The following is a 22,962-nucleotide window of genomic DNA, read 5'->3' on the forward strand; positions in this document are numbered from 1 at the left end:
GCGCGCGGGACCGTCGTCGGGTCCGATCCGCCGTACCCCGGAGGCACCGATGACCCCGACCACCACACCGACGGCCACCCCGGCGGCCCCGGCCCCCGCGGGCCGCGGCGCCGTGCTGCGGCAGACCGTGGGCTCGCTGCTGGTGGACGCGGCGCTGCCCTACCTCGTCTACGTCGTGCTGACCGGGCAGGGCATGTCCGACGTCGCGGCGCTGGCCTGGTCCGCGCTGCCGCCCGCGCTGAACGTGCTGGTGCAGGCGGTGCGGCACCGCAGGCTCAACCCGGTCGGGGTGATCGTGCTGGTCACCATCGCGGCCGGGCTGGCGACGTCGCTGCTCAGCGGCGACGCCCGGTTCGCCGTCGCCCGCGACGCGATCCAGAGCGTCGCGTTCGGGCTGCTGCTCGCCGGGTCGCTGGTGGTCGGACGTCGCCCGCTGGTGTTCCACGTGTGCCGCTTCTTCGGCAGCGCCCAGCGGCCCGACCTGCCTGCGCTGATGGAGCGCCAGTGGGCCGCCAACCCGGTGTTCCGCCGGACGCTGCGCCGTGCGACGGGCGTCGCCGCGTGCGTGATGGCACTGGAGGCGACCCTGCGGATCGCGCTGGCCTACACGCTGGCCCCGGTGGTGGCGCTGCCGATCCTGTCGGTGCAGTCGATCGTGGTGTGGACGGGTCTGTCCGCGCTGCTGGTGGTCAGTGTGAAGCGGGCGGTGCGGGCGGGCCGGTGACCTCCAGCAGGTCCCGCAGCCGCTCCAGGTCCGCGACGACGGCGGCGACGTCCGCGGCGTGGTCGGCGTCCGGTGCCCCGGGGGTGCGCCGCACGCCGAACACGACCTCGGCGCCGCCGGGGTGCTCCACCACCCGCACCGGGTTGTGGAAGCGCTCCCCGGCGAACGCGTAGACCCGCTCCGGGGCGGCGCCGACGACCACCGACACCCAGCTCGCCGCGACGCTCACGCCCGCAGCTCCGCCAGCCGCTCCGCCGCCCGTTCCAGCACGTCGTCGCGCTTGCAGAAGGCGAACCGCACGAACGGCCGGTACGCCCGCACCGCCTCCGCGGACGGGCAGAACACCGAGACCGGGACCGCGGCCACCCCGCACAGCGAGGGCAGCTTCCAGGCCAGGTCGACGCCGTCGTCGAACCCGAGGGGGCGCGGGTCGGCGACCACGAAGTAGGTCCCGCGCGGGGTGAGCACGTCGAACCCGGCCGCCCGCAGCCCGGCGGAGAGCAGGTCCCGCTTGCGGGCCAGGTCCGCGGTGAGGCCGGTGTAGAAGTCGTCGCCCAGGGCCAGCGCATGGGCGACGGCGGGCTGCAGCGGGGCGCCGCCGTGGAAGGTGAGGAACTGCTTGACCGCCCGCGGCGCGGCGACGAGCTCGGGCGGGCCGTGCACCCAGCCGACCTTCCAGCCGGTCACCGAGAACGTCTTGCCCGCCGAGGAGATCGTGAGGGTGCGCTCGGCGAGCCCGGGCAGCGACGCCATCGGCACGTGCCGGGCGTCGTCGAAGACCATGTGCTCGTACACCTCGTCGGTGACGACGACGGCGTCGTGCGCGACGGCGAGCTCCCCGACCCGGGTCAGCTGGTCGCGGGTGAGCACGGCGCCGGTCGGGTTGTGCGGGGTGTTGACCAGCACCACCCGGGTGCGGTCGGAGAACGCGGCGGCCAGCGCGTCGTCGTCGAAGCCGAAGTCGGGCGGGAGCAGCGGCACCGTCCGCAGCGTGGCGCCCGCCAGCGCGACGGCGGCGGCGTAGGAGTCGTAGGCGGGCTCGAACGCGACGACCTCGTCGCCGGGACCGCAGAGCCCGAGCAGGGTCGCGGCGATCGCCTCGGTCGCCCCGGTGGTGACGACGACGTCGGCCGGGTCGACCTCGAGGCCGTACCAGCGGTGCTGGTGCGCGGCGACGGCCTCGCGCAGCGCGGGCACGCCCGGGCCGGGCGGGTACTGGTTCAGGCCGCGCTCGGTGATGTTGGCGGCGGCGTCGGCGAGCAGGGAGGCCGGACCGTCGGTGTCCGGGAAGCCCTGGCCGAGGTTGATCGCACCGGTGTCGACCGCGAGGCGGGAGATCTCGGTGAAGATCGTCGAGGTGAACGGGCGCATGCGCTCGACCAGCATGGGCCCGACACTATCCGGGTGAGCGGGTGGCGCAGCTCCTGATCGAGGGTCTGCGCGAACCCGTGCCGGTCCTCGTGCGGTGGTGGGTTCCACCCCGCCGGGACGAGCTCCTGCCGGATGGTCAGTCGAGTCCGCGGACGATGTGCGACTCGTCGTCGTGCTGGTCGTCGATCTCGATCGGGGTGTCCTCGTTCATCGCATGGCCTCCTCACGGATGTCGGATGACGAATGGTGGACACAGAGGAAGACGTTCGTCATCGGGGGAACGTTGCTGTACCGGCCTGTGGACCGATCCAGAATCACCCGAACGGGTGAGCGGACCTGCCCACCCGGTCGGGGTCGTTCCTCGTCCATGCATCCGGTCTACCCGCCGATGCGGCCGACCAGGTGGAGCTTGTGCGCGTCCTCGGCGCTGCGCAGGGCCATTCCCCACGCACCGCCTGCGGCCTGCTCGGTCACGAGCTCGGCCGTCGCCGGGAGCAGCACCGGCTTGCGGAAGACGACGTCGTAGGTGCAGGCGTCGGGGACCCGGCCCTCCAGCGCGGCGGCGGCGTGCGCCGCGGTCCACATGCCGTGCGCGATCGCCCGCGGGAAGCCCATCGCCTTCGCGGTGAGCGGATGCAGGTGGATCGGGTTCACGTCACCGGAGACGGCCGCGTAGCGGCGCCCGATGTCGCCCGGGACCCGCCACAGCGCGTTCGCCGGACCGGTGGGGACCGGGGGTTCGGCGATGTCGGCCGTGCCGTCGCCGCCCGCCGGGCCGTCCGGGGCCGTCGCCCCGCGGGCCAGGTAGGTGCTGCGGCCCTCCCAGACGGTCTCCCCGTCCGCGGAGACCTCGCCGATCAGGTCCACCTGCGCACCCTTGGGGTGGCGGGTGTACCGCTCGGCCCACACCCGGACCTCGAGTGTCTCGGTCGGGGCGATCGCCCGGTGCACGGTGATCCGGTTGGCGATGTGCACCAGCCCGGGCAGCGGCAGCGGGAACGACCGGCCGGCCATCAGCGCGACCTGCAGCGGGAAGGTGAGCATGTGCGGGTAGGTCACCGGCAGGGCGTCGCCGACCCGGAACCCGCAGACCCGGGCGTAGTCGGCGAGGTGCCCCTGCTCGACGGTCACGCCGCGGCGGACCAGCTCGGTCGCGGGCAGCGACCGGCCGGCGCCGCCGGGCAGCGCCGCCCGGGCGGCCGCGGAGGCGTAGTACCGCCCCAGCGACGGCGGGCCGGGCAGCTCGGTGACCTTCCGGTCCTCGGCCACGGTCATCAGGCCCCCAGCATCGACTGGCCGCAGACCCGCACGACCTGCCCGTTGAGCCCACCGGACTCGGCGCGGCCGAACCAGCCGATGGCCTCGGCGACGTCGACCGGCAGCCCGCCCTGCTTGAGCGAGTTGATCCGGCGGCCGCCCTCGCGGGTGGCGAGCGGCATCGTCGCGGTCATGTCGGTCTCGATGAACCCGGGTGCGACGGCGTTGATCGTCGCGCCGCGCTCGGCGAAGCGCGGGGCGAGCGCGCGGACCATCCCGATCACACCGGCCTTCGAGGCGGCGTAGTTGGTCTGGCCGCGGTTGCCCGCGATGCCCGACTGCGACGACACGCAGACCACGCGGCCGGCCTCGTGCAGCGGGGAGCCCGTCGCCAGCAGCGCCTCGTTGATCGTCAGCTGGGCGCCCAGGTTGACCGCGAGGACCGAGTTCCAGCGGTCGGCGGTCATGTTCGCGAGCAGCTTGTCGCGGGTGATGCCCGCGTTGTGCACCACGATGTCGACGCCGTCGTGCCGGTCGGCGAGGTGCGAGAGCAGCCGGTCCGCCGCGTCCGACGCGGTGATGTCCAGCTGCAGCGCGGTGCCGCCGGTGCGGTTCGCGGTGCGGGCCAGGCCCTCGCCGGCCGCCGGGATGTCGACGGCGACGATCGACGCGCCGTCGCGGGCCAGGGTGTCGGCGATGGCCGCGCCGATGCCCCGTGCCGCCCCGGTGACCACCGCGATGCGCCCGGCGAGCGGCTGCTCCTCGGCGCGCGGGTCGTCGACCTCGGCCGGCTCGCGCGGCGTCCCGACGGGGGCGGCGACGTGCGCGACCTGGCCGTCGACGTAGGCCGAGCGGGCCGAGAGGAAGAACCGGACCGAGGAGTCGATCGCGGCCGGGGTGACGTCGGCGGCGGCGACGAGCAGGTTCGCCGTCGCGCCGAACCGCAGCTCCTTGCCGATCGAGCGGACCAGGCCGTCGAGCGACTGCGCGACGGCGGCCGCCTCCGCGCCGGACGCCCCGTCCGGCTCGGCGCCGATCAGCAGCACCCGGCCCGACGGGCCGAGCCTCTTCACCGCCGGGGTGAGGATCTGCTGGGCGGCGGCGAGGTCGGCCAGGGTGGTGGCCCCGGACAGGTCGACGACGACGCCGTGCAGCTTCTCCTCGCCGACCGCGGCGAGCGCGGGCACGCCGTGGCTCTCGACGAACGCGGTGAGGGCCTCGGCGAACCGGCCGTCACCGACGGCGGCGACGAGCACGGGGCCCGCCAGCAGCGGGTCGCCCGGGCGGTGCCGGCGCAGGGTCGGCACCGTGGGCAGCCCGAGCTGCCTGGCGATGCCGGTGTTGGACAGGGTGGCCAGGAAGTCTGTGCTCATGGCTCCTCCACGGAGAAGAGTGTGTCGTCGCTCATGCCTTCGCCTCCAGGATCGCGACGACGCCCTGGCCGCCCGCGGCGCAGATCGAGATCAGCCCGCGCTGGTCGGACTTCTCCGTGTCGGCCTTCTCCCGCAGGAGCGTGGCCAGGGTGGCGACGATCCGCCCGCCGGTCGCGGCGAACGGGTGCCCCGCGGCGAGCGAGGAGCCCGCGACGTTGAGCTTCGCGTCGTCGATGGCGCCCAGCGGCGCGTCGAGGCCCAGGCGCTCCTTGCTGAAGCGGGCGTCCTCCCAGGCCTTGCGCTGCACGAGCACGACCGAGGCGAACGCCTCGTGGATCTCGTACAGGTCGAAGTCCTGCAGGGACAGGCCGTTGCGCTGCAGCAGCCGCGGGACCGCGAACACCGGCGCGGTGAGCAGCCCGTCCGGGCCGTGCTGCCGGTCGGTTCCGCGAGCTCCACCTCCGTGCACGTAGTCCACGGCCGAGGTCTCGGCGTCGACGACGTGGGCCAGCACCGGCAGCTTGTGCTCGGCGGCCCACTCGTCGGAGCCGAGCAGGACCAGCGCGGCGCCGTCGGTGAGCGGGGTCGAGTTGCCCGCGGTCATCGTCGCGTCCGGGCCCTTGCCGAAGACCGGCTTGAGCTTGGCCAGCTTCTCCACCGACGAGTCGGCGCGCAGGTTGTTGTCGCGGGTCAGCTTCAGGTACGGCGTGACCAGGTCGTCGAAGAAGCCGCGGTCGTAGGCGGCGGCCAGGTTGTGGTGGGACCGGGCCGTGAGCTCGTCCTGCTCGGTGCGGCCGATCCCCCACTCCAGCGCGGTGCGCGCCGCGTGCTCGCCCATCGACAGGCCGGTGCGCGGCTCGGAGTTCTCCGGGATCTCCGGGACGATCTGCCCCGGGCGCAGCTGCCCGACCAGCTTGAGCCGGTCCACCGCCGTCTTCGCGGCGTTGAGCTTGACCAGCACGCGACGCAGGTCGTCGTTCAGCGCGATCGGCGCGTCGGACGCGGTGTCCACACCGCCGGCGACGCCGGACTCGATCTGGCCGAGCGCGATCTTGTTGGCGACGGCGATCGTCGCCTCCAGGCCGGTGCCGCAGGCCTGCTGCACGTCGTACGCCGCGGTGGCGGGGTTCAGCCGGGAACCGAGGACCGCCTCGCGGGTCAGGTTGAAGTCGCGGGAGTGCTTGAGCACGGCGCCGGCCACGACCTCACCCAGGCGCTCGCCGGCCAGCCCGAAGCGGGCCACCAGACCGTCGAGCGTCGTGGTGAGCATGTCGAGGTTCGAGGCGGAGGCGTAGGCACCGTTGGCCCGCGCGAACGGGATGCGGTTGCCGCCGATGACGGCGGCGCGCCGGGTGCTGGCTGGCATGGGGGTCGTCCCTCCTGGATCGGGTCCCGCCCCGCCCGATCGGGTCGCCGCACTGCACGCGGCTCCGGGCGGGCGGAGCATCAGCTCGTGGTTCGTCGTTACCACGGGGTAGCCGGTACTCAAGGTACACGGTACTATGGGTTTCGTGAAGGTCGGACGCGACAGACGTGACAGCCGATGGGACGCCCACCGCGAGCAGCGGCGGGCGGCGCTCGTCGGGTCCGCGATCGGGGCCATCCGCCGGCACGGCGCAGGCATCGGGATGGACGAGATCGCCGCGTCCGCCGGGACCAGCAAGACCGTGGTCTACCGGCACTTCGGCGACCGGGCCGGGCTCTACACCGCGATCTGCGAGTCGGTGGCCGGTGTCCTGCTGGCCGAGGTCCGGCGGGCCACGGCCGAGGCACTGTCCGACTCCGGGCGCGGGCCGCGGGCGGCCGTCGCGGCCGGCATCGACGCCTACCTCAGGCTGATCGAGATCGACCCGGAGCTGTACCGGTTCGTGGTGCAGCGACCGCTGCTCACCCAGGGCACCACCCGGCGTGTCCCCTCCGCCGACACCGCTCGCACCGAGGCGAGCGACCCGGTCAACGACCTCGTGACCGTGATCGGCGACGAGGTGGCGGTGGTCATCGCCGGCAACCTCGGCACCGCGGCGGGGACCGGCACCGACCCGCGGGCCGCGGCCCGCATCTGGGGCCACGCGATCGTCGGCCTCGTCCGCGGAGCGGCCGACGACTGGCTCGCCCGCCCGGACGGCACCCCCCGCGAGCGGATCGCCGCCCATCTCACCGACCTGGCCTGGTCCGGACTGTCCGGCCTGGCATCGCACGTGCAGCAGGAGGTTCAGTCATGACCCGCAGCACCCTTCCGAACCCCGACGCCGTCCCCGCCGAGGCGCTCCGCACCGTCGTCGACGGGCGCTGGGCCCGGGCCCGGCAGGAGACCCGCGAGCAGCTGGCGGCCAACGCCGAGATGCGCGCGGACCCCGACCTGACCTCGGCGCAGTACCGCGAGTGGATCACCGACTCGCTGAAGTTCCTCACGTCCTCGGGCCGCCCGCACACCGGGTTCGACCCGTCGGTCGGTGGCCAGGGCGACGTCGGCGGGGTCGTCGCCGCGTTCGCGATGCTCGCCTACGGCGACCTGTCGCTGCTGGTCAAGGCCGGTGTGCAGTGGGGACTGTTCGGCGGCGCGGTCCAGGTGCTCGGCACCGAGCGGCACCACGAGCAGTACCTCCGGAAGATCATCGACGGCGAGCTGCTCGGCTGCTTCGCGATGACCGAGACCGGGCACGGCTCCGACGTCCAGCACCTGCACACCACCGCGACCTACGACCGGGAGGCGGGCGAGTTCGTCGTCCACACCCCGTACCCGCAGGCCCGCAAGGAGTACATCGGCAACGCCGCGCGGGACGGCCGGATGGCGGTCGTGTTCGCCCAGCTGATCACCGGCGACGCGAAGCCCGGCGTGCACGCCTTCCTCGTTCCGCTGCGTGACAGCGACGGCCGGGCCCTGCCCGGCGTGCAGATCGGCGACGACGGCCGCAAGGCGGGGCTGAACGGCGTCGACAACGGCCGGCTGGCCTTCGACCACGTCCGCATCCCGCGGGAGAACCTCCTCAACCGCTTCGCCGACGTCGCCCCGGACGGGACGTACTCGTCGTCGATCGGGAACGAGACCGCGCGGTTCTTCTCCATGCTCGGCACGCTGGTCCGCGGCCGCATCTCGGTGGCGGGCGGCGCCGGCGCGGCGACCGAGAAGGCGCTCACCCTGGCCGTGCGCTTCGGCGAGCGCCGTCGCCAGTTCGCCGACCCGGCGACCGGCGAGGAGATCGCCGTCCTCGACTACCTCGCCCACCAGCAGAAGCTGCTGCCCGCGCTGGCGACGACGTTCGCCCTGCACTTCACCCAGGACGACCTGGTCCAGCGGATGCACGACATCCAGGCCCCGGGTGCCGGACCGGTCGGCGCACGCGCGCAGCGCACGCTGGAGCAGTCCGCCGCCGGGATCAAGGCGATCGCGACCTGGCACGCCACGCACACCATCCAGACCTGCCGGGAGGCCTGCGGCGGCGCGGGCTACCTGGAGGAGAACCTGCTGCCCGCCCTCAAGGCGGACACCGACGTGTTCACCACGTTCGAGGGCGACAACACGGTCCTGCTCCAGCTGCTGGCCAAGGAGCTGCTGTCGGACTACGGCCGCACGATCAAGAAGGGCAACCCGCTCGAGATCGCGCCGCTGCTCGGCCGTCAGCTCGCCGGACTGCTGGCCGAGCGGACCGGGGCGGCGTCGCTGACCCGGCGGCTCCCGTTCCGCGGGATCGACCTGACCGACCGCGCGCGCCGCCGGGAGCTGCTCGCGGTCCGTCGCGGGGACACCCTGGCCGCCGCGATCCGCAACCTGGCACCGGCCGTGCGCAAGGGCAACGACGAGTTCGCCGTCTTCAACGCCGCCCAGGACCTGCTGCTCACCGCGGCCCGGGCGCACGTGGACACGGTGGTGGAGGCGTCGTTCGCGGACAAGCTCGCGACCGTCGAGGACCCGGCGGTGCGCGCGCTGCTCGAGCGGGTCTACGACCTGCACGTGCTCACCGTGATCGACCGCGAGCGGGCCTGGTACCTGGAGACCGGCCGGCTCACCGCCGCCGAGTCCCGCTCGATCCGGCCGCTGGTCAACGCGCTGTGCGCCGAGCTGCGGCCCCACGCCCGCACGCTGGTCGACGGCTTCGGCGTCCCGGAGGAGTGGCTGGCCTGCCCGATGCTCGACGACGAGGCGTGGGCCCCGGCCCCCGACCGCCCGGTCGAGCCGCTGACCGACCAGGTCGAGACCGGCTGAGCCGCGACCACCCGCACGACCGACGGCCGGCCCCGGGCATTCCCGGGGCCGGCCGTCGGTCGTGTGCGTCAGGGACGGGTCAGGCCTCGAACCCCAGCGCGTCGACCACGGCACCGATCGTCGACGAGAGGTCGGCGACGGTGTCGTCCACGTACTCGGCGATCGGGGTGATCTCCGCGGCGTTGGCGGTGCCGGTGACACCCAGCATCACGAGCGGTGCGGCGACGGCGGCAGCGGCCAGACCGGCGATACGGCGCTTGTCCATGGCGATTCCTTCCTTCGGGGGAGCGTTCGTTCCTCCTGAGCCTGTACCCCCGGACCGTCCCTTTTCCAGGTACCGACGGGACCTGTAACCGATCGCTTACGTCGGACTGTTGTCGGTCATCTGTCGGAAATACTCGTGGAGACCGGTGTCACCCAAATCCTGGACATGAATCATCCTGGATATGTAGTGTCCGGGACATGCGGATGAGCCAGGGCGTCGAGTGGGCACTGCACTGCTGCCTGAACCTCGCCTGGGTCGGCGGGCCGGTGCCCGGCGCCCGGCTGGCCGGCTTCTACTCCCTCCCGCCCGCCTACCTGAACAAGCAGCTCCAGGCGCTGGTCCGGGCCGGGGTCTGCGAGTCGGTGCCCGGCCCGCGCGGCGGCTTCCGCCTCGCCCGGGGCCCGGCGGAGGTGTCCCTGCTCGACGTCGTCGTCGCGCTGGAGGGCCGGGAGGACGCGTTCCGCTGCACCTCGATCCTGGGTGCCACGCCCGGCGGGGACCCGACCGTGGACCACTCCGGGTCCTGCGCGATCTCACTGTCCATGCGCGCCGCCGAGCTCGCCTGGCGTCGGGAGCTGGCCGCGCGGTCGCTCGCCGACGTCGCCGCCGACGTCGTCCGTTCCGCACCCGACGCGCCCCGGCGCACTCGGGCCGCACTCACCCCCTGAGGAGACCATCGTGGAACCCGCATCACCCGCCCCTACGCCCACGTCCCGGCCGGCTACCGCGCCCTGACCGCGCTGGAGGCCTCCACCCGCGACGACGCCGTCCTCCCGCACGCCGTGCAGGAGCTCGTGCGGCTGCGGGCGTCGCAGATCAACGGCTGCGGCTTCTGCGTGGACATGCACTCGCACGACGCGCTGGACTCCGGCGAGACCGTCGAGCGCCTGTTCTCCGTCGCCGCCTGGCGGGAGGCCCCGTGGTTCACCCGCCAGGACCGGGCTGCGCTGGCCCTCACCGAGGAGGTGACCCGGCTGGCCGACCGGCCCGACGCCGTCCCGGACGCGGTGTGGGACGAGGCCGCCGCGGTGTTCGACGAGCGGGCCCTGACCCTGCTCGTCACCACGATCGCGACGATCAACGCCTGGAACCGGATCAGCGTCGCCACCCGACAGGTCGCAGGGAGCCACCGGCGCGCCGCGGCCGCGGGCCGTCCGTGACCTTCCCGGCGCATCCGCGGACCGGCTGGGCGCCACGTCCCACGCTGGGGCAACATCGTTTCGGTGCCCCGCACGCGTGGGTAGTCCGACCTGTTCCGCCGTCGTCGTGTTCCAGATGAGGTGCCCGTGTCCCCCACCCCGGTCAACAGCGCCCCGATCCATCCCCCGGTCGACACCGAGGAGTCCGATCTGCGTGTCTCGGAGCGGAAGACCTCCGCCGCCGGGGCGAAGGCCGTCGCGATCTCCATGAAGCGTTCCCTCGCCGAACAGGGCGTGGTGAAGACCGCCACGAACCTGCTCGCGATGAACCAGGTCGACGGCTTCGACTGCATGAGCTGCGCCTGGCCGGATCCGGCCCCGGGGGAGCGGCACACCGCCGAGTTCTGTGAGAACGGCGCGAAGGCCGTGTCCTGGGAGGGTGACCGCCGACGGGTCACCCCGGAGTTCTTCGCCGAGCACTCCATCGCCGACCTGCGGGACCGTAGCGCGCACTGGCTGGAGAGCCAGGGCAGGCTGACCCACCCGATGGTCCGCCGGGCCGGCGGCACACACTACGAGCCCATCTCCTGGGACGACGCGTTCGACCTGGTCGGGACCCACCTGCGCGGCCTGTCGAGCCCGGACGAGGCGCTGTTCTACACCTCCGGCCGGGCCTCGAACGAGGCCGCGTTCGTCTACCAGCTGTTCGCCCGCGCCTACGGCACGAACAACCTGCCCGACTGCTCGAACATGTGCCACGAGTCGACCTCGGTCGGCCTGGCCGAGGCGATCGGCGTCGGCAAGGGCTCGGTCTCGCTGCAGGATCTGCACGACGCCGACCTGATCGTCATCTCCGGGCAGAACCCGGGCACCAACCACCCGCGCATGCTGTCCGCGCTGGAGATCGCCAAGAGGAACGGCGCGCGGATCCTCGCGGTCAACCCGCTGCCCGAGGCCGGGCTGTTCAAGTTCGACAACCCCCAGACCCCGCGCGGCATGTCCGGCATCGGCACCCACCTGGCCGACGAGTTCCTGCAGATCCGCAGCAACGGCGACCTCGCGCTGTGGCAGGCGTTCGGGCACCTGCTGCTCGCCGCCGAGGACCGCGACCCGGGCAGCGTGCTGGACCGCGACTTCGTCGAGCGGCACACGAACGGCTTCGAGGCCTACGCCGCGCACGTGAAGGACCTGGACCGCGACGCCGTCGTCGCCGCGACCGGGCTCACCTGGGGCGAGATCGAGAAGGCCGCGGAGATGCTCGCGACCTCGAAGCGGATCGTGAACTGCTGGGCGATGGGCATCACCCAGCACCGCAACGCCGTGAACACGATCAAGGAGATGGTGAACGTCGCCCTGCTCCAGGGCATGATCGGCAAGCCGGGCGCGGGCCTGTGCCCGGTCCGCGGCCACTCCAACGTGCAGGGCGACCGCACGATGGGCATCTGGGAGCGGGTCGCGGACAGCTTCCTCGACGCGATCCGCGACGAGTTCGGCTTCGAGCCGCCCCGCGAGCACGGCCACGACTCGGTCGCGGCGGTGCAGGCGATGGCCGACGGGAGGGCGAGCGTGTTCGTCGGCCTGGGCGGCAACTTCTCCCAGGCGATGTCGGACACCGGCGTCACCGAGCCGGCGCTGGAGCGCTGCGCGCTGACCGTCCAGATCTCGACCAAACTGAACCGGTCGCACGTCGTCGCCGGGACCGACGCGCTGATCCTGCCCGCGCTGGGCCGCACCGAGAAGGACCTGACCGGCGGCCGGGCGCAGCGGGTCACCGTCGAGGACTCGATGTCGGCGGTGCACGCCTCGCACGGCCGCTCCGAGCCGGCCGGTGAGCTGCTGCGTTCCGAGGTCGACATCCTGTGCGGGATCGCGCGGGCCACCCTCGGCGCCGACCACGTCGTCCCGTGGGCCGACTTCGCCGCCGACTACGACCGCATCCGCGACCGGATCGGCCGGGTGGTCCCGGGCTGCGAGGCCTACACCGAGAAGGTCGCCCGCTCCGGCGGGTTCACCCTCGCCCACCCGCCGCGGGACAGCCGCACCTTCCCGACGGCGTCGGAGAAGGCGGAGTTCACGGTCAGCCCGCTGGAGGTGACGACGCTGCCCGAGGGTCGCCTGGTCCTGCAGAGCCTGCGCAGCCACGACCAGTTCAACACCACGATCTACGGCCTGGACGACCGCTACCGCGGCATCCACTCCGGCCGCCGGGTCGTGTTCATCTCCGACGCCGACCTGCGCGAGCTGGGCTTCGCCGACGGCGACCGGGTGAACCTGGTCAGCGAGTGGACCGACGGCAGCGAGCGGCGCGCGGACGACTTCCGGCTGGTGTCGTACTCGACGCCGAAGGGCTGCATCGCCGCCTACTACCCGGAGACGAACCCGTTGATCCCGCTCGAGTCCTACGCGGAGTCCTCGCGCTGCCCGACGTCGAAGTGGGTCCAGGTCCGGCTGGAGCCCGCGGCCGGGTGACCGACGTGTGAGCGCGCTCACCCGCCCGGTGATCTCCGGGTGGAATCGGCGTCACCCCTCGTGAAGTTGCACCGTTCGACCACACGAGGGGGACGTCCGAGTGACCACCACTGCAGTCACCGCGCCGAGCCGGTTACGGATCGCGCTGATCCTGGGTGCGTTGATCGCGCTCGGTCCACTGACGATCGACACCTACCTGCCCGCGCTGCCGGACGTCGGGCGCGACCTCGTCGCGTCCGAGCCGGTCGTGCAGCTGACGCTGACCGGCACGCTCGCCGGTCTCGCGCTCGGCCAGCTGGTGATCGGCCCGCTGTCCGACGCCTACGGCCGGCGCAGGCTCCTGCTCGCCGGCACCGCCGTGCACGTGCTGGCCTCGGCGCTGGTCGCGGTCGCGCCGGGCATCGAGGTGCTGGCCGTGCTGCGGGTGCTGCAGGGCGTCGGCGCCTCGGCGGGCGCGGTGATCGGCCTGGCCGTGGTGCGCGACCTGTTCACCGGCCGGGCCGCGGCGACCATGCTCTCGCGGCTGATCCTGGTGATGGGCGCCTTCCCGGTGCTCGCCCCGACCCTCGGCGCCGCTCTGCTCAACTGGGTCTCCTGGCGCGGGGTCTTCCTGTTCCTGGCCGGCTACGGCCTGGTCATGCTGGCCGTGGTGACCTCGGGCCTGCCCGAGACCCTCCCCGTCTCCCGACGTCGGTCGGCCCGGTTCGGCCCCACCCTGCGGACCTACGGCGGGCTGCTGCGCGACCGGACCTTCGTCGGGCTGGTGCTCGTCGCCGGGCTCGCGATGGGCGCGCTGTTCAGCTACGTCTCCGGCGCCGCGTACGTCTACCAGCAGCAGTTCGGGATGGACCAGCAGACGTTCGGCATCGCCTTCGGCGCCGGCGCGATCTGGCTGGTCGTCGGCACCCAGCTCAACCCGGTGGTGCTGCGCCGCTTCGAGCCCCGCCAGGTGATGTCGACCGCCGTCGCCGCCGGGGTGCTCGCCGGGATCGCGCTGGCCGTGCTCACCGCGACCGGCACCGGCGGCCTGCCCGCCGTGCTCGCCGGGGTGTGGGCGCTGCTGCTGGCGTGCGGCTTCGTCCTGCCGAACGCGCCCGCGCTGGCGCTGGCCCGGCACGGCGAGTCCGCCGGGACGGCGTCGGCGCTGCTGGGGTCACTGCAGTTCGGGATCGGCGCCGCGACCTCCCCGGTCGTCGGACTGCTCGGCAACGACGCGGCCGCGATGGGCACCGCCATGTTCGGCGCGATCGCGCTCGCCGGGATCGCGCTGGTCGCCGTCGTACGGCCGTGGACGCTGCCGGACCTGAACGAGGAGCCCGAGCTCGCCACCGCGTGACCGCCGGCTCTTGACCTGAAGTCAGATTCAATTAATAGCGTCCCGCACCATGGACGCGAGCACCTGGACCGCCCTGCGCAACGCGAGCACCGAACCCGGCCGGAGCACCCGCCCGGCCGGGGAGACGTCCCGCCGGATACTGGCGTTCGCCCGGCCGCACCGGCGGCGGATCGCGGCGTTCCTCGCCGTGAGCACCGCCGCGGCCGTGCTGACGGTGGCGGTGCCGCTGCTGGCCGGGCGGGCCACCGACGCGGTGACCCGCGGCGAGCCGCTGTCGGTGCTCGCGCTGCTGGCCGGGCTGATGGCGGCCGTCGCGCTGGTCGAGGCGGCGCTGTCGATGCTGACCCGCTGGTACTCGGCGAACCTCGGCGAGAGCCTGATCCACCAGCTGCGCACCACCGTGTTCGACCACGTGCAGCGGATGCCGGTCGCGTTCTTCACCCGCACCCGCACCGGCGCGCTGGTCTCCCGGCTGAACTCCGACGTGCTGGGTGCTCAGCGGGCGTTCTCCGACACCCTCGCCGGTGTGGTGTCCAACGTCGTCGTGCTGGCGCTGACGCTCGCCGCGATGCTGGTGATCTCCTGGCCGGTGACCCTGCTGGTGACGCTGCTGCTGCCGGCGTTCCTGGTCCCGGCCCGGCTGATGGGACGGCGGCTGGCCGCGCTGGAGCGGGCGGCCGCGGACCACAACGCGGCGATGAGCACCCGGATGACCGAGCGGTTCTCCGCGCCCGGCGCCACCCTGATCACGCTGTTCGGCCGCCCGGAGCGCGAGTCCGCGGAGTTCGCCGAGCGGGCCGACCGGGTCCGCGCGATCGGGGTGCGCTCGGCGATGCTGCAGTGGACGTTCGTGACGGCGCTGACGCTCGCGTCGTCGCTGGCCGTCGCCGTCGTCTACGGCGTCGGGGGCGGGTTCGCGCTGGCCGGGGCGCTGTCGGCGGGGAACGTCGTGGCGCTCGCGCTGCTGCTGACCCGGCTCTACCAGCCGCTGACCGCGCTGGCCGGCGCCCGGATGGAGATCATGACCGTGCTGGTCAGCTTCGAGCGGGTGCTCGAGGTGCTCGACCTGGAGCCGATGATCACCGACGCCCCGGACGCGCGTCCGGTGCCCGACGGGCCGGTCGGCGTCGAGTTCGACCGGGTCTCGTTCGCCTACCCGACCGCCGACCAGGTGTCGTTGGCCTCGCTGGAGGAGGTCGCGACGCTCGACACCCGCGGCGGCGACCAGGTGCTGCACGACGTCTCGTTCCGCGCGGCACCCGGGGCGGTGGTGGCGGTCGTCGGGTCGTCGGGGGCCGGCAAGTCCACGGTCGCCCAGCTGCTCGCCCGGCTCTACGACGTCGGCGACGGCGCGGTCCGGATCGGCGGGGTGGACGTGCGGGAGCTGACGACCGCCTCGGTGCACCGCGCGGTCGGGTTCGTGACCCAGGACGGCCACCTGCTGCACGACACGGTGGCGGCGAACCTGCGGATCGGGGCACCGGAGGCGACGGACGCCGAGCTGTGGGCGGCGCTGCGCCGGGCCCGGCTCGACGGCCTGGTGGCGGCCCTGCCGGACGGGCTCGCGACCGTCGTCGGGGAGCGGGGGTACCGGCTGTCCGGCGGGGAGCGCCAGCGCATGACGATCGCGCGGGTGCTGCTGGCCCGGCCGCGGATCGTGGTGCTGGACGAGGCCACGGCCAGCCTGGACACCACCTCGGAGGCCGCGGTGCAGGCGGCGCTGGCCGAGGCGCTGGACGGGCGGACCGCGCTCGTCATCGCGCACCGGCTGTCCACCGTCCGCCACGCCGACGAGATCCTCGTGCTCGAACAGGGCCGGATCGTCGAGCGCGGGGACCACGCCGGGCTGCTGGCCCGGGGCGGGCGCTACGCCGAGCTGTGGGCCGGGGCGGCGCCCGCCGGCCGCGTCCCCGACCTCACGGGACAGAACGCCTAGCGGAAGTCCTCCGGGGACACCTCGTCGATGAACTCGCGGAACTCCTGCATCTGCTGCTCCGGCGGGGCGTCCGCCGGGCCGGCGGTGGCCGCGCGGGCCTGCGCGACGGCGCCGGTGGTGTCGTCGCCCTCGGGGGGCAGGACGTCGTCGACGGCCTGGCCGACCTCGTCGAGCACGTGCTCGGCCATCCCGATCGGCAGTCCCTCGCGCACGGCCAGCGACAACGCGTCCGACGGCCGCACGGCCAGCCGGGTGCCGCCGTCGAAGACCAGCTCAGCGGTGTAGACGCCGTCGACGAGGTCGGAGATCTCGACCCGCTCCAGGACCCGCCCCAGTGCGGCGACGACCGGAAGCAGCACGTCCTGGGTGAGCGGGGTGCCCGCGCGGTCGTCGCCCTCCGCGGAGCGCGGGCCGACGGCGATGACCTCGGCCTGCGGCGGCCGCAGGAACACCGGTACGCAGCGATCGCCGTCGGCCTCGCCGAGGAGCAGCACCGGCTGCCGTGATCGGGCGTGCACGATCAGGCGCAGGACGTGCATCGTCCGGGTCATCCTCCCAGTGTCCCCCGCGGCGGTGGGTGACGGAAGTCTCAGAACGAGACGATCCTCAGCCGCGGGCGAGCCAGGGCATCGTCGTCGCGGCGACGGTCAGGAACTGCACGTTCGCCTCCGGCGGCAGCCCGGCCATGTAGACGACGGCGTCGGCGACGTGCCGGACGTCGAAGGTGGCCTCCGGCCGCACCGACCCGTCGGCCTGCTTCGCGCCGGTCGCGATGCCCGCGGTCATCTCGGTGGCGGCGTTGCCGATGTCGATCTGGCCGCAGGCGATGCCGAACCCGCGGCCGTCCAGCGAGAGCGACTTGGTCAGCCCGGTGATCGCGTGCTTGGTTGCGGTGTAGGGCGCGCTGCCCGGCCGGGGGACGTGCGCGGAGATCGAGCCGTTGTTGACGATCCGCCCGCCCTGCGGGTCCTGGTGGCGCATCGCCGCGAACGCCGCGCGGGCGCAGAGGAACGAGCCGGTGAGGTTGACCGCGACGGCCGCGTTCCAGTCCTCGACGGAGATCTCGTCGACGGTGCCGCCCGCGCCGAACGTGCCGGCGTTGTTGACCAGCAGGTCGACCCGGCCCCAGCGCTCGTGCACCGCGGCGAACAGCGCCTCCACCGAGGCCGGGTCGGTGACGTCGGTGGCGACGGTCAGGGTGTCGTCCGCCCGGCCGGCGACGACGTCGTCGAGCCGGTCGCGGCGCCGCCCGGCCAGCGCGACCCGCCAGCCGGCGTCGAGCAGGCCGCGGGTCACCGCCTCGCCGATGCCGGACCCGGCCCCGGTCACCACCGCCACACCGCTCATGCCCCCACCCTGTCACGCCCGGCCGGACACGCCGGGGACGATCGGGTCGTGGCGGGACGGGTGGAAGCGGGCGGCGGCTGGGACAGCACCGCGGTCCTGGTGGACGGGGTGTGGCTGGAGCGCACCGCGCGCCGCCCGGACGTCGAGCCGTGGCTGCGGACCGAGACCCGGCTGCTGCCCTGGCTGGCGCCGCGGTTGCCGCTGCCGGTCCCGGTGCCGCACGTTGTGGGCGAGGACCCGCTGGTCGTGCGGCACCGGGTGCTGCCCGGGGAGCCGCTCACCGCGCCGACGCCCGCGCAGGGCGCGCTGCTCGGCCGGTTCCTGCGCGCCCTGCACGCGACGCCGCTGCCCGGCGCGGTCGACCGGGGGGTGCCCGGCCCGGAGCGGAACCGGGCGTTGCGGGCCGCGGCGCTGGACCGGTTCCGCGGCCCGGTCGCCGCGCTGCTCGCCCCGCCGCTGCGCGAGCCGGTCGCCGCGCTGTGCGACCGGCTCGCGGCGGCCCCGGCCGACACCCTCGTACACGGCGACCTCAACCCCGACCACCTGCTCGTCGACGGCGCGGGCCGGCTCACCGGGGTGATCGACTGGAGCGACAGCCGGGCCGGTGACCCGGCCAAGGACCTCGCCTGGGCACTGGCCGAGGCGCCGCGCGGGTTCGCCGACGCCCTGGCCCGGGTCTACGGGGTCACCGCCGCGCTCGCGGACCGGGCCCGGGACTGGCACCGGGTGGGTCCGCTCTACACCGTGGCGTTCGGCCGGGACACCGGCGACGAGGCGCTGGTCCGCCTCGGACTGGCCGAGGCCGCCCGCCTGCTCACCGCACCGTGACGGGGTCCGCCTCGGCTCGTATCCCACTGTCTCGAAGACATGCTAGAGAGCAGCAGACGGCCCGAGCGCGGCGTCGGACGTAGCGCCCTCTAGCCGAATCTCGGATCGAGCCGAGACAGGCGCAGACGAACACATCGACGCCCGATCGGACTCTGTACCCCCTTCTCGTTCCGGCGCTAGACAGCGCCAGACGACGGCATCGACCCACGGGCATGCCGTCGCATACCGCCGTCTAGGACGGTCGCGAGAGGGTGGGATACGGGACGATCGATCTGATGCGCTGCTCCTCTCCCGGTGCTGTCGTCGCAGCGTAGCAGCACTCTCTCGAACGTGTGTGCGAGGGTCCGGATCAGTCGGCGAAGGCCTCGAGGGCCTCGACCGCGCCCCGGAGCCCGTGCCGGCGCACCCGTCCGGCGGGCTCGCCGACGACCCGGGAGAAGGCCCGCGCGAACGCCGCCTCGGAGCGGTAGCCGAACCGGTGGGCCGCCTGGGCCACCGTCCCACTCCCCCCTGACAGGAACTCGGCGGCGGCCTGCATCCGCCACCGGGTCACGTAGCCCATCGCGGACTCGCCGACGAGTTCGGTGAACCGGGCGGAGAACGCCGAACGCGACATGGCCGCCGTCGCGGCGAGCGCGGCCACGGTCCAGTCCCGATCCGGCTCGCGGTGCACCGCGGCGAGTGCGCGGCCGATCCGGTCGTCGGCGAGCGCCCCGAGCCAGCCGGTGCGGGTGGCCGCGTCGGCCCGCAGCGTGCCGCGCACCGCCTGGAGGACCAGCACGTCGGCCAGCCGGGTGATCACCGCGTCGCTGCCGGGGCCGCCGTGCTCGACCTCCGCGGCCAGCAGCCGCAGCGTGTCCTGCACCCGGTCCCCGATCGGCGACGGCTCGACCCGGACGAGGTCGGGCAGGCTCGCGACGAGGTCGCCCGCGGCGGGGTGGGAGAACCGGACCGCGCCGCACACCATCCGGGTCACCGGACCGTCGCCGCCGTGCCGGAGCAGGGCGTAGCGGCCGTCGAGCATCGGGTGCGGGATCGACCGGATGTCCGGGGCGGACACGCCGGGTGCGCTGCGCAGCACGTGCCCGGTCCCCCGCGGCACGACGACGAGCTCGCCGGGCCGCAGCTCGCGGTCGGCCCCGTCCCCGGCGCCGTCGACGGTGAGCCGGCACCCGCCGGAGGTGACGACGTGGAACCAGAGGCAGCCCGGCGTCGGCGGCAGCGTCATCCCCCACGGCTCGCCGAGCTCGGATCGGCAGTAGAAGACGCCGTCCATGCGCAGCACGTGCAGCGCCTCCCCCAGCGGGTCGGCGGCCGGGAACGGCGGCGCGGTGGACACGGTGCACAGCATGACAGCTCGTCCACAGCTCATCCCCAACTGTGGACGAATGAGCATCACTCGTGGATACACGGTCATTCTGCGTCCGGTCCGTGGCGGTGATCGTGGACGGACATCGACGAGAGGGGTTCGACATGATCACCGTGCTGGGTGCGACCGGGAACGTGGGATCGCAGGTCGTCCGGGAGCTGACCGCGGCCGGGGTGGACGTCCGCGCCGTCGCGCGCCGGCCGGCCGTCGCCGCACCGGGGGTGCGGCCGTGGCCCGGCGACCTGGGCGACCGGGCGTTCCTGCGCCGGGCGTTCGACGGCGCGGCCGCCGCGTTCGTGCTGCTGCCGTTCGACGTCACCGGGCCCGACCACGCCGCCCACCAGACGCGGCTCGGGGAATCCGTCGTCGCCGCCCTGCGGGATGCGGCCGTGCCCCGGGTCGTCGCACTGAGCTCGCTCGGGGCGGAGGTCCCGGGCGGCCCGGACCTCGCCGCGACCGGGTACCTGGGCAGCCTGCACGACCAGGAGGCCCGGCTGGCGACGCTCGACGCGCACGTCACCCGGGTCCGGCCGGGTCTGTTCCTGGAGTCGTTCCTGTGGTCGGTCGACGCCATGCGGGCGCACGGGGTGCACGCCGACTCGGTCGACCCGGACGTGGCGCTGCCGATGGTGGCGACCCGCGACGTCGGCCGGGCCGCCGCGGCGGCGCTGCTCGCCCCGCGCGCGCCGGGGGTCGTCGAGGTGCAGGGCGCGGCGGACCGGACGGTGCCCGACGTCGTCGCCGCGCTCGGGCCCGCGCTGGGCCTGCCGGACCTGACCTACGTGCGCGTGCCGGACGAGGAGATGGAGCGGCTGCTGCGCGGGGCCGGGTTGCCGGCGGACGGGGCGCGGCTGCACGTCGCGATGAACCGGGCGTTCAACCGCGGGGAGATCCGTGCGCACGGCCCGCGGGGCGCCGTCGACGGCGTGCTGACCGTCGAGGAGTGGGCGGCGGGGGTGGCGGGATGACCGGCGTCCTGGACGGCGCGACCCTCACCGGGGCGGGCCTGCTCGGCGGGGTCTACCTGGCGTTCTCGGTCGCGGTGCTCCCCGCCCTGCGTCGTCGCCCCGGTGCGGAGGCGGTCGCGGTGATGCGCGGGGTGAACCGGGTGATCGTGAACCCGGTGTTCGGGACGCTGTTCGCCGGCACCGCACTGCTCGCCGGCGCGGTGACGGTGGCCGGGACGCTCGGCGGGCAGCCGTTGCGGATCGCGGGCGGGGTCGCGGTGCTGGCCGGGTTCGCCGTGACCGCCGCGGTGAACATCCCGCTCAACAACGCCCTGGATCGGGACGGCGACTGGGCCGCGTTCGCCCCGCGGTGGAGCGCCGCGAACCACCTCCGGGGGGCGTTCTCGGCACTCGGCGTGGTCCTGCTGCTGCTCTGAGTCGAACGTGTGTGCGACATCTCGGGGACCCGTCTGGCGTCTGCCGGGGCGGGCGGGGCACGCTGGTCGCCGCGCCCGCTCCCCCGGGTGCGGACCGGCCGTCGCCCGCGACGGCTCCGCAGCGACGACCGGGGGAGCATGAACACCCACGAACGACGGCGGCTGGCCGCCCTGCGCACCGACCGCGAGACGGTGCTCGCCGCCGCGGCCGCGCTGCGGCACGAGGCCGTGCAGGCGCGCTACGCCGGGCTCAGCCGCCCCGAGATCGCGTTCGGGCTGGCCTCGGTGCTGGAGATGCTGGCGATGCGGATCGCCGACCAGCCCCCGGACGTCCGCGCGCACGTCGTGCGGATCGCCCGGGAGATGGCCGGCGACACGATGGACTCACCGACGATCCGGCGCACCCGTCGTCGGTGATCCACCGGAGTTGTCCACAGGTGTGTGCACAGCTGGGGACGGATCGAACCGGCGTTCGACCGGGCCTAGCGGACGCCCTCCATCAGGACCTTCAGCTTCGGCACGAGCGCGAGCACCACGATGCCGACGAGGATCGCAGCGGCCCCGGTGACGCCGAAGTACGCGGCTTCGTTCTCCTCGCTGTAGAAGTCGGCCAGTACACCGGCGAGCACCGATCCCATCGAGACCGACAGGAAGAACAGGGCCACCATCTGGGTGCGGAACGCGGCCGGCGCCAGCTTCGTCGACAGCGACTGACCCACCGGGGACATGAGGAGCTCGCCGATGCAGAACACCAGCAGGATCCCGGCGACGGCCGGCATCGGGGTGCCGTTCGCACCGGTTCCGGCCAGCGGCACGAACAGCAGGAAACCGACACCGATGATGATCGTGCCGATCGCCATCTTCGTCGGCGACGCGGGTTGGCGTGGTCCGAGTCTGGTCCAGACGGCGGCGAACACCCCGGCCAGCAGCACGACGAACAGCGGTTCGATCGCCTGCACGGACCCGGCCGGGATCTCGAACAGCCCGAGGACCGAGCGGTTCAGGCGCTCGTCGGCGTAGATCGTCAACACGGTGAAGATCTGCTGGAAGATCGCCCAGAAGACGGCGCTGGCGACCCACATGGGCAGGAAGGCCAGCACACGACGGCGCTCGACCCGGTTCACCTCGGAGCTGGTCAGCATGACGGAGAAGTAGGCGATCGTGGCGACCGCGACGACCCCGGTCACGATGTAGTCCAGGCGCGCCGCCGTGATCACCCCGGTGGCCGTGAGGACCAGCAGCACGACGACGACGACCGCACCGATCAGCCCGGCACGGGTCCGCTGGGCGGCCGGGAGCGGGTTGGGTGCGATCTTGCCCTCTGCCGGAAGGCTCCGGCGGAAGAACGCGTACTGGGTCAGCCCGATCGCCATGCCGACCGCGGCGAGCCCGAAACCGATGTGGAAACTGTCCGTCCGGGTCTGCACGACCGGGGTGAGGACCTGCCCGAGCAGTGCGCCGATGTTGACGCCCAGATAGAAGATCGAGAACCCGGCGTCGCGGCGGTCGTCACCCTCGCCGTAGAGCATCGCGACGATCGTCGATGCGTTCGCCTTGATACCCCCGCTGCCGAGCGCGACGAGGACGAGGCCACAGGCCAGCCCCACCCCGCCCGGCAGGAGCGCCAGAGCGATGTGCCCGGCCATGACCGACACGGCGCTGCCGAAGAGGACCTGCTCCGGGCCGAACAGCCGATCGCCGAGCCACGCGGCGAGGATCGTCGAGAGGTAGACGGTTCCGCCGTAGGCCCCGACGACTCCGGCCGCGACCCCCTGGTCGTAGCCGAGGCCGCCGGCAGTGACCTCGTAGTACATGTAGTACAGCAGGATCGACTGAGCGCTTTCCAACCTGGTGATCATGAGGTTGGCGGGGCTGCGGCGTGGTGTCGCTGAAGTAGGTGAAGCTCCTGGTAGACGGGTGATTGCCTAGATCAACCCGCGCCAACCAGGAGCTTCAGGGT

22 protein-coding genes are annotated in these 22,962 nt (G+C 73.7%); 12 read left to right on the plus strand and 10 right to left on the minus strand.

The genetic code is table 11. From position 1 onward, the window contains the following. Positions 1-49 precede the first annotated feature (49 nt). Positions 50-724 carry a VC0807 family protein gene (locus WHI96_RS22790; protein WP_345645730.1) on the plus strand — a complete coding sequence of 225 codons (675 nt, stop codon included), beginning with the start codon at positions 50-52 and terminating at the stop codon, positions 722-724. Here the strand turns inward: WHI96_RS22790 and WHI96_RS22795 are convergent. The 5 genes from WHI96_RS22795 to WHI96_RS22815 form a co-directional block, all read right to left on the minus strand. Then, positions 690-953, minus strand: a complete 264-nt coding sequence (locus WHI96_RS22795; RefSeq protein ID WP_345645733.1) for a hypothetical protein — start codon at positions 951-953, stop codon at positions 690-692. The genes WHI96_RS22790 and WHI96_RS22795 overlap by 35 nt on opposite strands. After that, the gene (locus WHI96_RS22800; RefSeq protein WP_345645736.1) at positions 950-2,110 is read right to left on the minus strand and encodes a pyridoxal phosphate-dependent aminotransferase; all 1,161 of its coding nucleotides are present in this window, start codon (positions 2,108-2,110) and stop codon (positions 950-952) included. Before WHI96_RS22800 ends, WHI96_RS22795 begins: the two co-directional genes overlap by 4 nt. A 363-nt stretch (positions 2,111-2,473) precedes the next feature. Beyond that, on the minus strand, positions 2,474-3,370 hold the full coding sequence (locus WHI96_RS22805) for a MaoC family dehydratase (RefSeq protein WP_345645739.1): 897 nt from the start codon (positions 3,368-3,370) through the stop codon (positions 2,474-2,476). After that, positions 3,370-4,725: a 3-oxoacyl-ACP reductase gene (locus WHI96_RS22810; protein ID WP_345645741.1), complete on the minus strand. Its 1,356-nt coding sequence runs from the start codon at positions 4,723-4,725 to the stop codon at positions 3,370-3,372. The genes WHI96_RS22805 and WHI96_RS22810 overlap by 1 nt, the downstream gene beginning before the upstream one ends. A gap of 31 nt (positions 4,726-4,756) precedes the next feature. Further along, a complete protein-coding gene (locus WHI96_RS22815) occupies positions 4,757-6,091 on the minus strand; it encodes an acetyl-CoA C-acetyltransferase (protein ID WP_345645744.1) in 1,335 nt (444 codons plus the stop codon). A gap of 136 nt (positions 6,092-6,227) precedes the next feature. Here WHI96_RS22815 and WHI96_RS22820 point away from each other — a divergent pair, with 136 nt between their 5' ends. Further along, complete coding sequence (locus WHI96_RS22820; RefSeq protein WP_345645747.1) at positions 6,228-6,947, plus strand: TetR family transcriptional regulator; 720 nt, start codon at positions 6,228-6,230, stop codon at positions 6,945-6,947. Then, positions 6,944-8,929, plus strand: coding sequence for an acyl-CoA dehydrogenase family protein (locus WHI96_RS22825; protein ID WP_345645750.1), 1,986 nt, complete (start codon positions 6,944-6,946; stop codon positions 8,927-8,929). Before WHI96_RS22820 ends, WHI96_RS22825 begins: the two co-directional genes overlap by 4 nt. Positions 8,930-9,008: 79 nt before the next feature. Here the strand turns inward: WHI96_RS22825 and WHI96_RS22830 are convergent, their stop codons facing one another. Beyond that, on the minus strand, positions 9,009-9,194 hold the full coding sequence (locus tag WHI96_RS22830; protein WP_345645753.1) for a hypothetical protein: 186 nt from the start codon (positions 9,192-9,194) through the stop codon (positions 9,009-9,011). 197 nt (positions 9,195-9,391) lie between these two features. Here WHI96_RS22830 and WHI96_RS22835 point away from each other — a divergent pair, with 197 nt between their 5' ends. The 5 genes from WHI96_RS22835 (at position 9,392) to WHI96_RS22855 (ending at position 16,074) form a co-directional block, all read left to right on the plus strand. Then, positions 9,392-9,862, plus strand: a complete 471-nt coding sequence (locus WHI96_RS22835) for an RrF2 family transcriptional regulator (RefSeq protein WP_345645756.1) — start codon at positions 9,392-9,394, stop codon at positions 9,860-9,862. A gap of 21 nt (positions 9,863-9,883) precedes the next feature. Next, positions 9,884-10,354: a carboxymuconolactone decarboxylase family protein gene (locus tag WHI96_RS22840; protein WP_345645789.1), complete on the plus strand. Its 471-nt coding sequence runs from the start codon at positions 9,884-9,886 to the stop codon at positions 10,352-10,354. Between the two features lie 126 nt (positions 10,355-10,480). After that, positions 10,481-12,802: an FdhF/YdeP family oxidoreductase gene (locus WHI96_RS22845; protein ID WP_345645758.1), complete on the plus strand. Its 2,322-nt coding sequence runs from the start codon at positions 10,481-10,483 to the stop codon at positions 12,800-12,802. Between the two features lie 100 nt (positions 12,803-12,902). Next, complete coding sequence (locus WHI96_RS22850) at positions 12,903-14,138, plus strand: multidrug effflux MFS transporter (RefSeq protein ID WP_345645761.1); 1,236 nt, start codon at positions 12,903-12,905, stop codon at positions 14,136-14,138. Between the two features lie 49 nt (positions 14,139-14,187). Continuing rightward, the gene (locus WHI96_RS22855) at positions 14,188-16,074 is read left to right on the plus strand and encodes an ABC transporter ATP-binding protein (RefSeq protein ID WP_345645763.1); all 1,887 of its coding nucleotides are present in this window, start codon (positions 14,188-14,190) and stop codon (positions 16,072-16,074) included. Here the strand turns inward: WHI96_RS22855 and WHI96_RS22860 are convergent. Both WHI96_RS22860 and WHI96_RS22865 read right to left on the minus strand, forming a co-directional pair. After that, a complete protein-coding gene (locus WHI96_RS22860) occupies positions 16,071-16,625 on the minus strand; it encodes a bifunctional nuclease family protein (RefSeq protein ID WP_345645766.1) in 555 nt (184 codons plus the stop codon). The two genes, WHI96_RS22855 and WHI96_RS22860, sit on opposite strands and share 4 nt — an antisense overlap. A 55-nt stretch (positions 16,626-16,680) precedes the next feature. Then, positions 16,681-17,421, minus strand: a complete 741-nt coding sequence (locus WHI96_RS22865; protein ID WP_345645768.1) for an SDR family oxidoreductase — start codon at positions 17,419-17,421, stop codon at positions 16,681-16,683. 48 nt (positions 17,422-17,469) lie between these two features. On the opposite strand from WHI96_RS22865, the gene WHI96_RS22870 reads away from it, so the two are divergent. Beyond that, positions 17,470-18,249: a phosphotransferase gene (locus WHI96_RS22870; protein WP_345645771.1), complete on the plus strand. Its 780-nt coding sequence runs from the start codon at positions 17,470-17,472 to the stop codon at positions 18,247-18,249. A 349-nt stretch (positions 18,250-18,598) separates the two neighbouring features. On the opposite strand, the gene WHI96_RS22875 is transcribed toward WHI96_RS22870, so the two are convergent. Then, positions 18,599-19,600: an AraC family transcriptional regulator gene (locus WHI96_RS22875; protein WP_345645774.1), complete on the minus strand. Its 1,002-nt coding sequence runs from the start codon at positions 19,598-19,600 to the stop codon at positions 18,599-18,601. Positions 19,601-19,722: 122 nt separating this feature from the next. Between WHI96_RS22875 and WHI96_RS22880 the strand changes: the two genes are divergently transcribed. From WHI96_RS22880 to WHI96_RS22890, 3 genes are all read left to right on the plus strand, one after another. Continuing rightward, positions 19,723-20,586, plus strand: coding sequence for an NmrA family NAD(P)-binding protein (locus WHI96_RS22880; RefSeq protein ID WP_345645777.1), 864 nt, complete (start codon positions 19,723-19,725; stop codon positions 20,584-20,586). Next, the gene (locus WHI96_RS22885; RefSeq protein WP_345645780.1) at positions 20,583-21,002 is read left to right on the plus strand and encodes an anthrone oxygenase family protein; all 420 of its coding nucleotides are present in this window, start codon (positions 20,583-20,585) and stop codon (positions 21,000-21,002) included. Before WHI96_RS22880 ends, WHI96_RS22885 begins: the two co-directional genes overlap by 4 nt. Before the next feature lie 138 nt (positions 21,003-21,140). Then, positions 21,141-21,419, plus strand: a complete 279-nt coding sequence (locus tag WHI96_RS22890) for a hypothetical protein (protein ID WP_062398562.1) — start codon at positions 21,141-21,143, stop codon at positions 21,417-21,419. A gap of 65 nt (positions 21,420-21,484) precedes the next feature. On the opposite strand, the gene WHI96_RS22895 is transcribed toward WHI96_RS22890, so the two are convergent. Then, positions 21,485-22,849 (minus strand): peptide MFS transporter, encoded by a 1,365-nt coding sequence (locus tag WHI96_RS22895; protein ID WP_349302441.1) that lies wholly within the window; start codon positions 22,847-22,849, stop codon positions 21,485-21,487. Positions 22,850-22,962 lie beyond the last annotated feature (113 nt).

The sequence above is a fragment of the Pseudonocardia tropica genome, assembly GCF_040105315.1.
GTDB classification, from domain to species: domain Bacteria; phylum Actinomycetota; class Actinomycetes; order Mycobacteriales; family Pseudonocardiaceae; genus Pseudonocardia; species Pseudonocardia alni.

Coding starts and splice junctions, on each gene's coding strand:
- WHI96_RS22800 (WP_345645736.1), bottom strand. CDS start 2,110: ATGCTGGTCGAGCGCATGCGCCCGTTCACCTCGACGATCTTCACCGAG.
- WHI96_RS22890 (WP_062398562.1), top strand. CDS start 21,141: ATGAACACCCACGAACGACGGCGGCTGGCCGCCCTGCGCACCGACCGC.
- WHI96_RS22790 (WP_345645730.1), top strand. CDS start 50: ATGACCCCGACCACCACACCGACGGCCACCCCGGCGGCCCCGGCCCCC.
- WHI96_RS22810 (WP_345645741.1), bottom strand. CDS start 4,725: ATGAGCACAGACTTCCTGGCCACCCTGTCCAACACCGGCATCGCCAGG.
- WHI96_RS22860 (WP_345645766.1), bottom strand. CDS start 16,625: ATGACCCGGACGATGCACGTCCTGCGCCTGATCGTGCACGCCCGATCA.
- WHI96_RS22820 (WP_345645747.1), top strand. CDS start 6,228: ATGGGTTTCGTGAAGGTCGGACGCGACAGACGTGACAGCCGATGGGAC.
- WHI96_RS22865 (WP_345645768.1), bottom strand. CDS start 17,421: ATGAGCGGTGTGGCGGTGGTGACCGGGGCCGGGTCCGGCATCGGCGAG.
- WHI96_RS22805 (WP_345645739.1), bottom strand. CDS start 3,370: ATGACCGTGGCCGAGGACCGGAAGGTCACCGAGCTGCCCGGCCCGCCG.
- WHI96_RS22885 (WP_345645780.1), top strand. CDS start 20,583: ATGACCGGCGTCCTGGACGGCGCGACCCTCACCGGGGCGGGCCTGCTC.
- WHI96_RS22875 (WP_345645774.1), bottom strand. CDS start 19,600: ATGCTGTGCACCGTGTCCACCGCGCCGCCGTTCCCGGCCGCCGACCCG.
- WHI96_RS22815 (WP_345645744.1), bottom strand. CDS start 6,091: ATGCCAGCCAGCACCCGGCGCGCCGCCGTCATCGGCGGCAACCGCATC.
- WHI96_RS22830 (WP_345645753.1), bottom strand. CDS start 9,194: ATGGACAAGCGCCGTATCGCCGGTCTGGCCGCTGCCGCCGTCGCCGCA.
- WHI96_RS22855 (WP_345645763.1), top strand. CDS start 14,188: ATGGACGCGAGCACCTGGACCGCCCTGCGCAACGCGAGCACCGAACCC.
- WHI96_RS22825 (WP_345645750.1), top strand. CDS start 6,944: ATGACCCGCAGCACCCTTCCGAACCCCGACGCCGTCCCCGCCGAGGCG.
- WHI96_RS22835 (WP_345645756.1), top strand. CDS start 9,392: ATGCGGATGAGCCAGGGCGTCGAGTGGGCACTGCACTGCTGCCTGAAC.
- WHI96_RS22880 (WP_345645777.1), top strand. CDS start 19,723: ATGATCACCGTGCTGGGTGCGACCGGGAACGTGGGATCGCAGGTCGTC.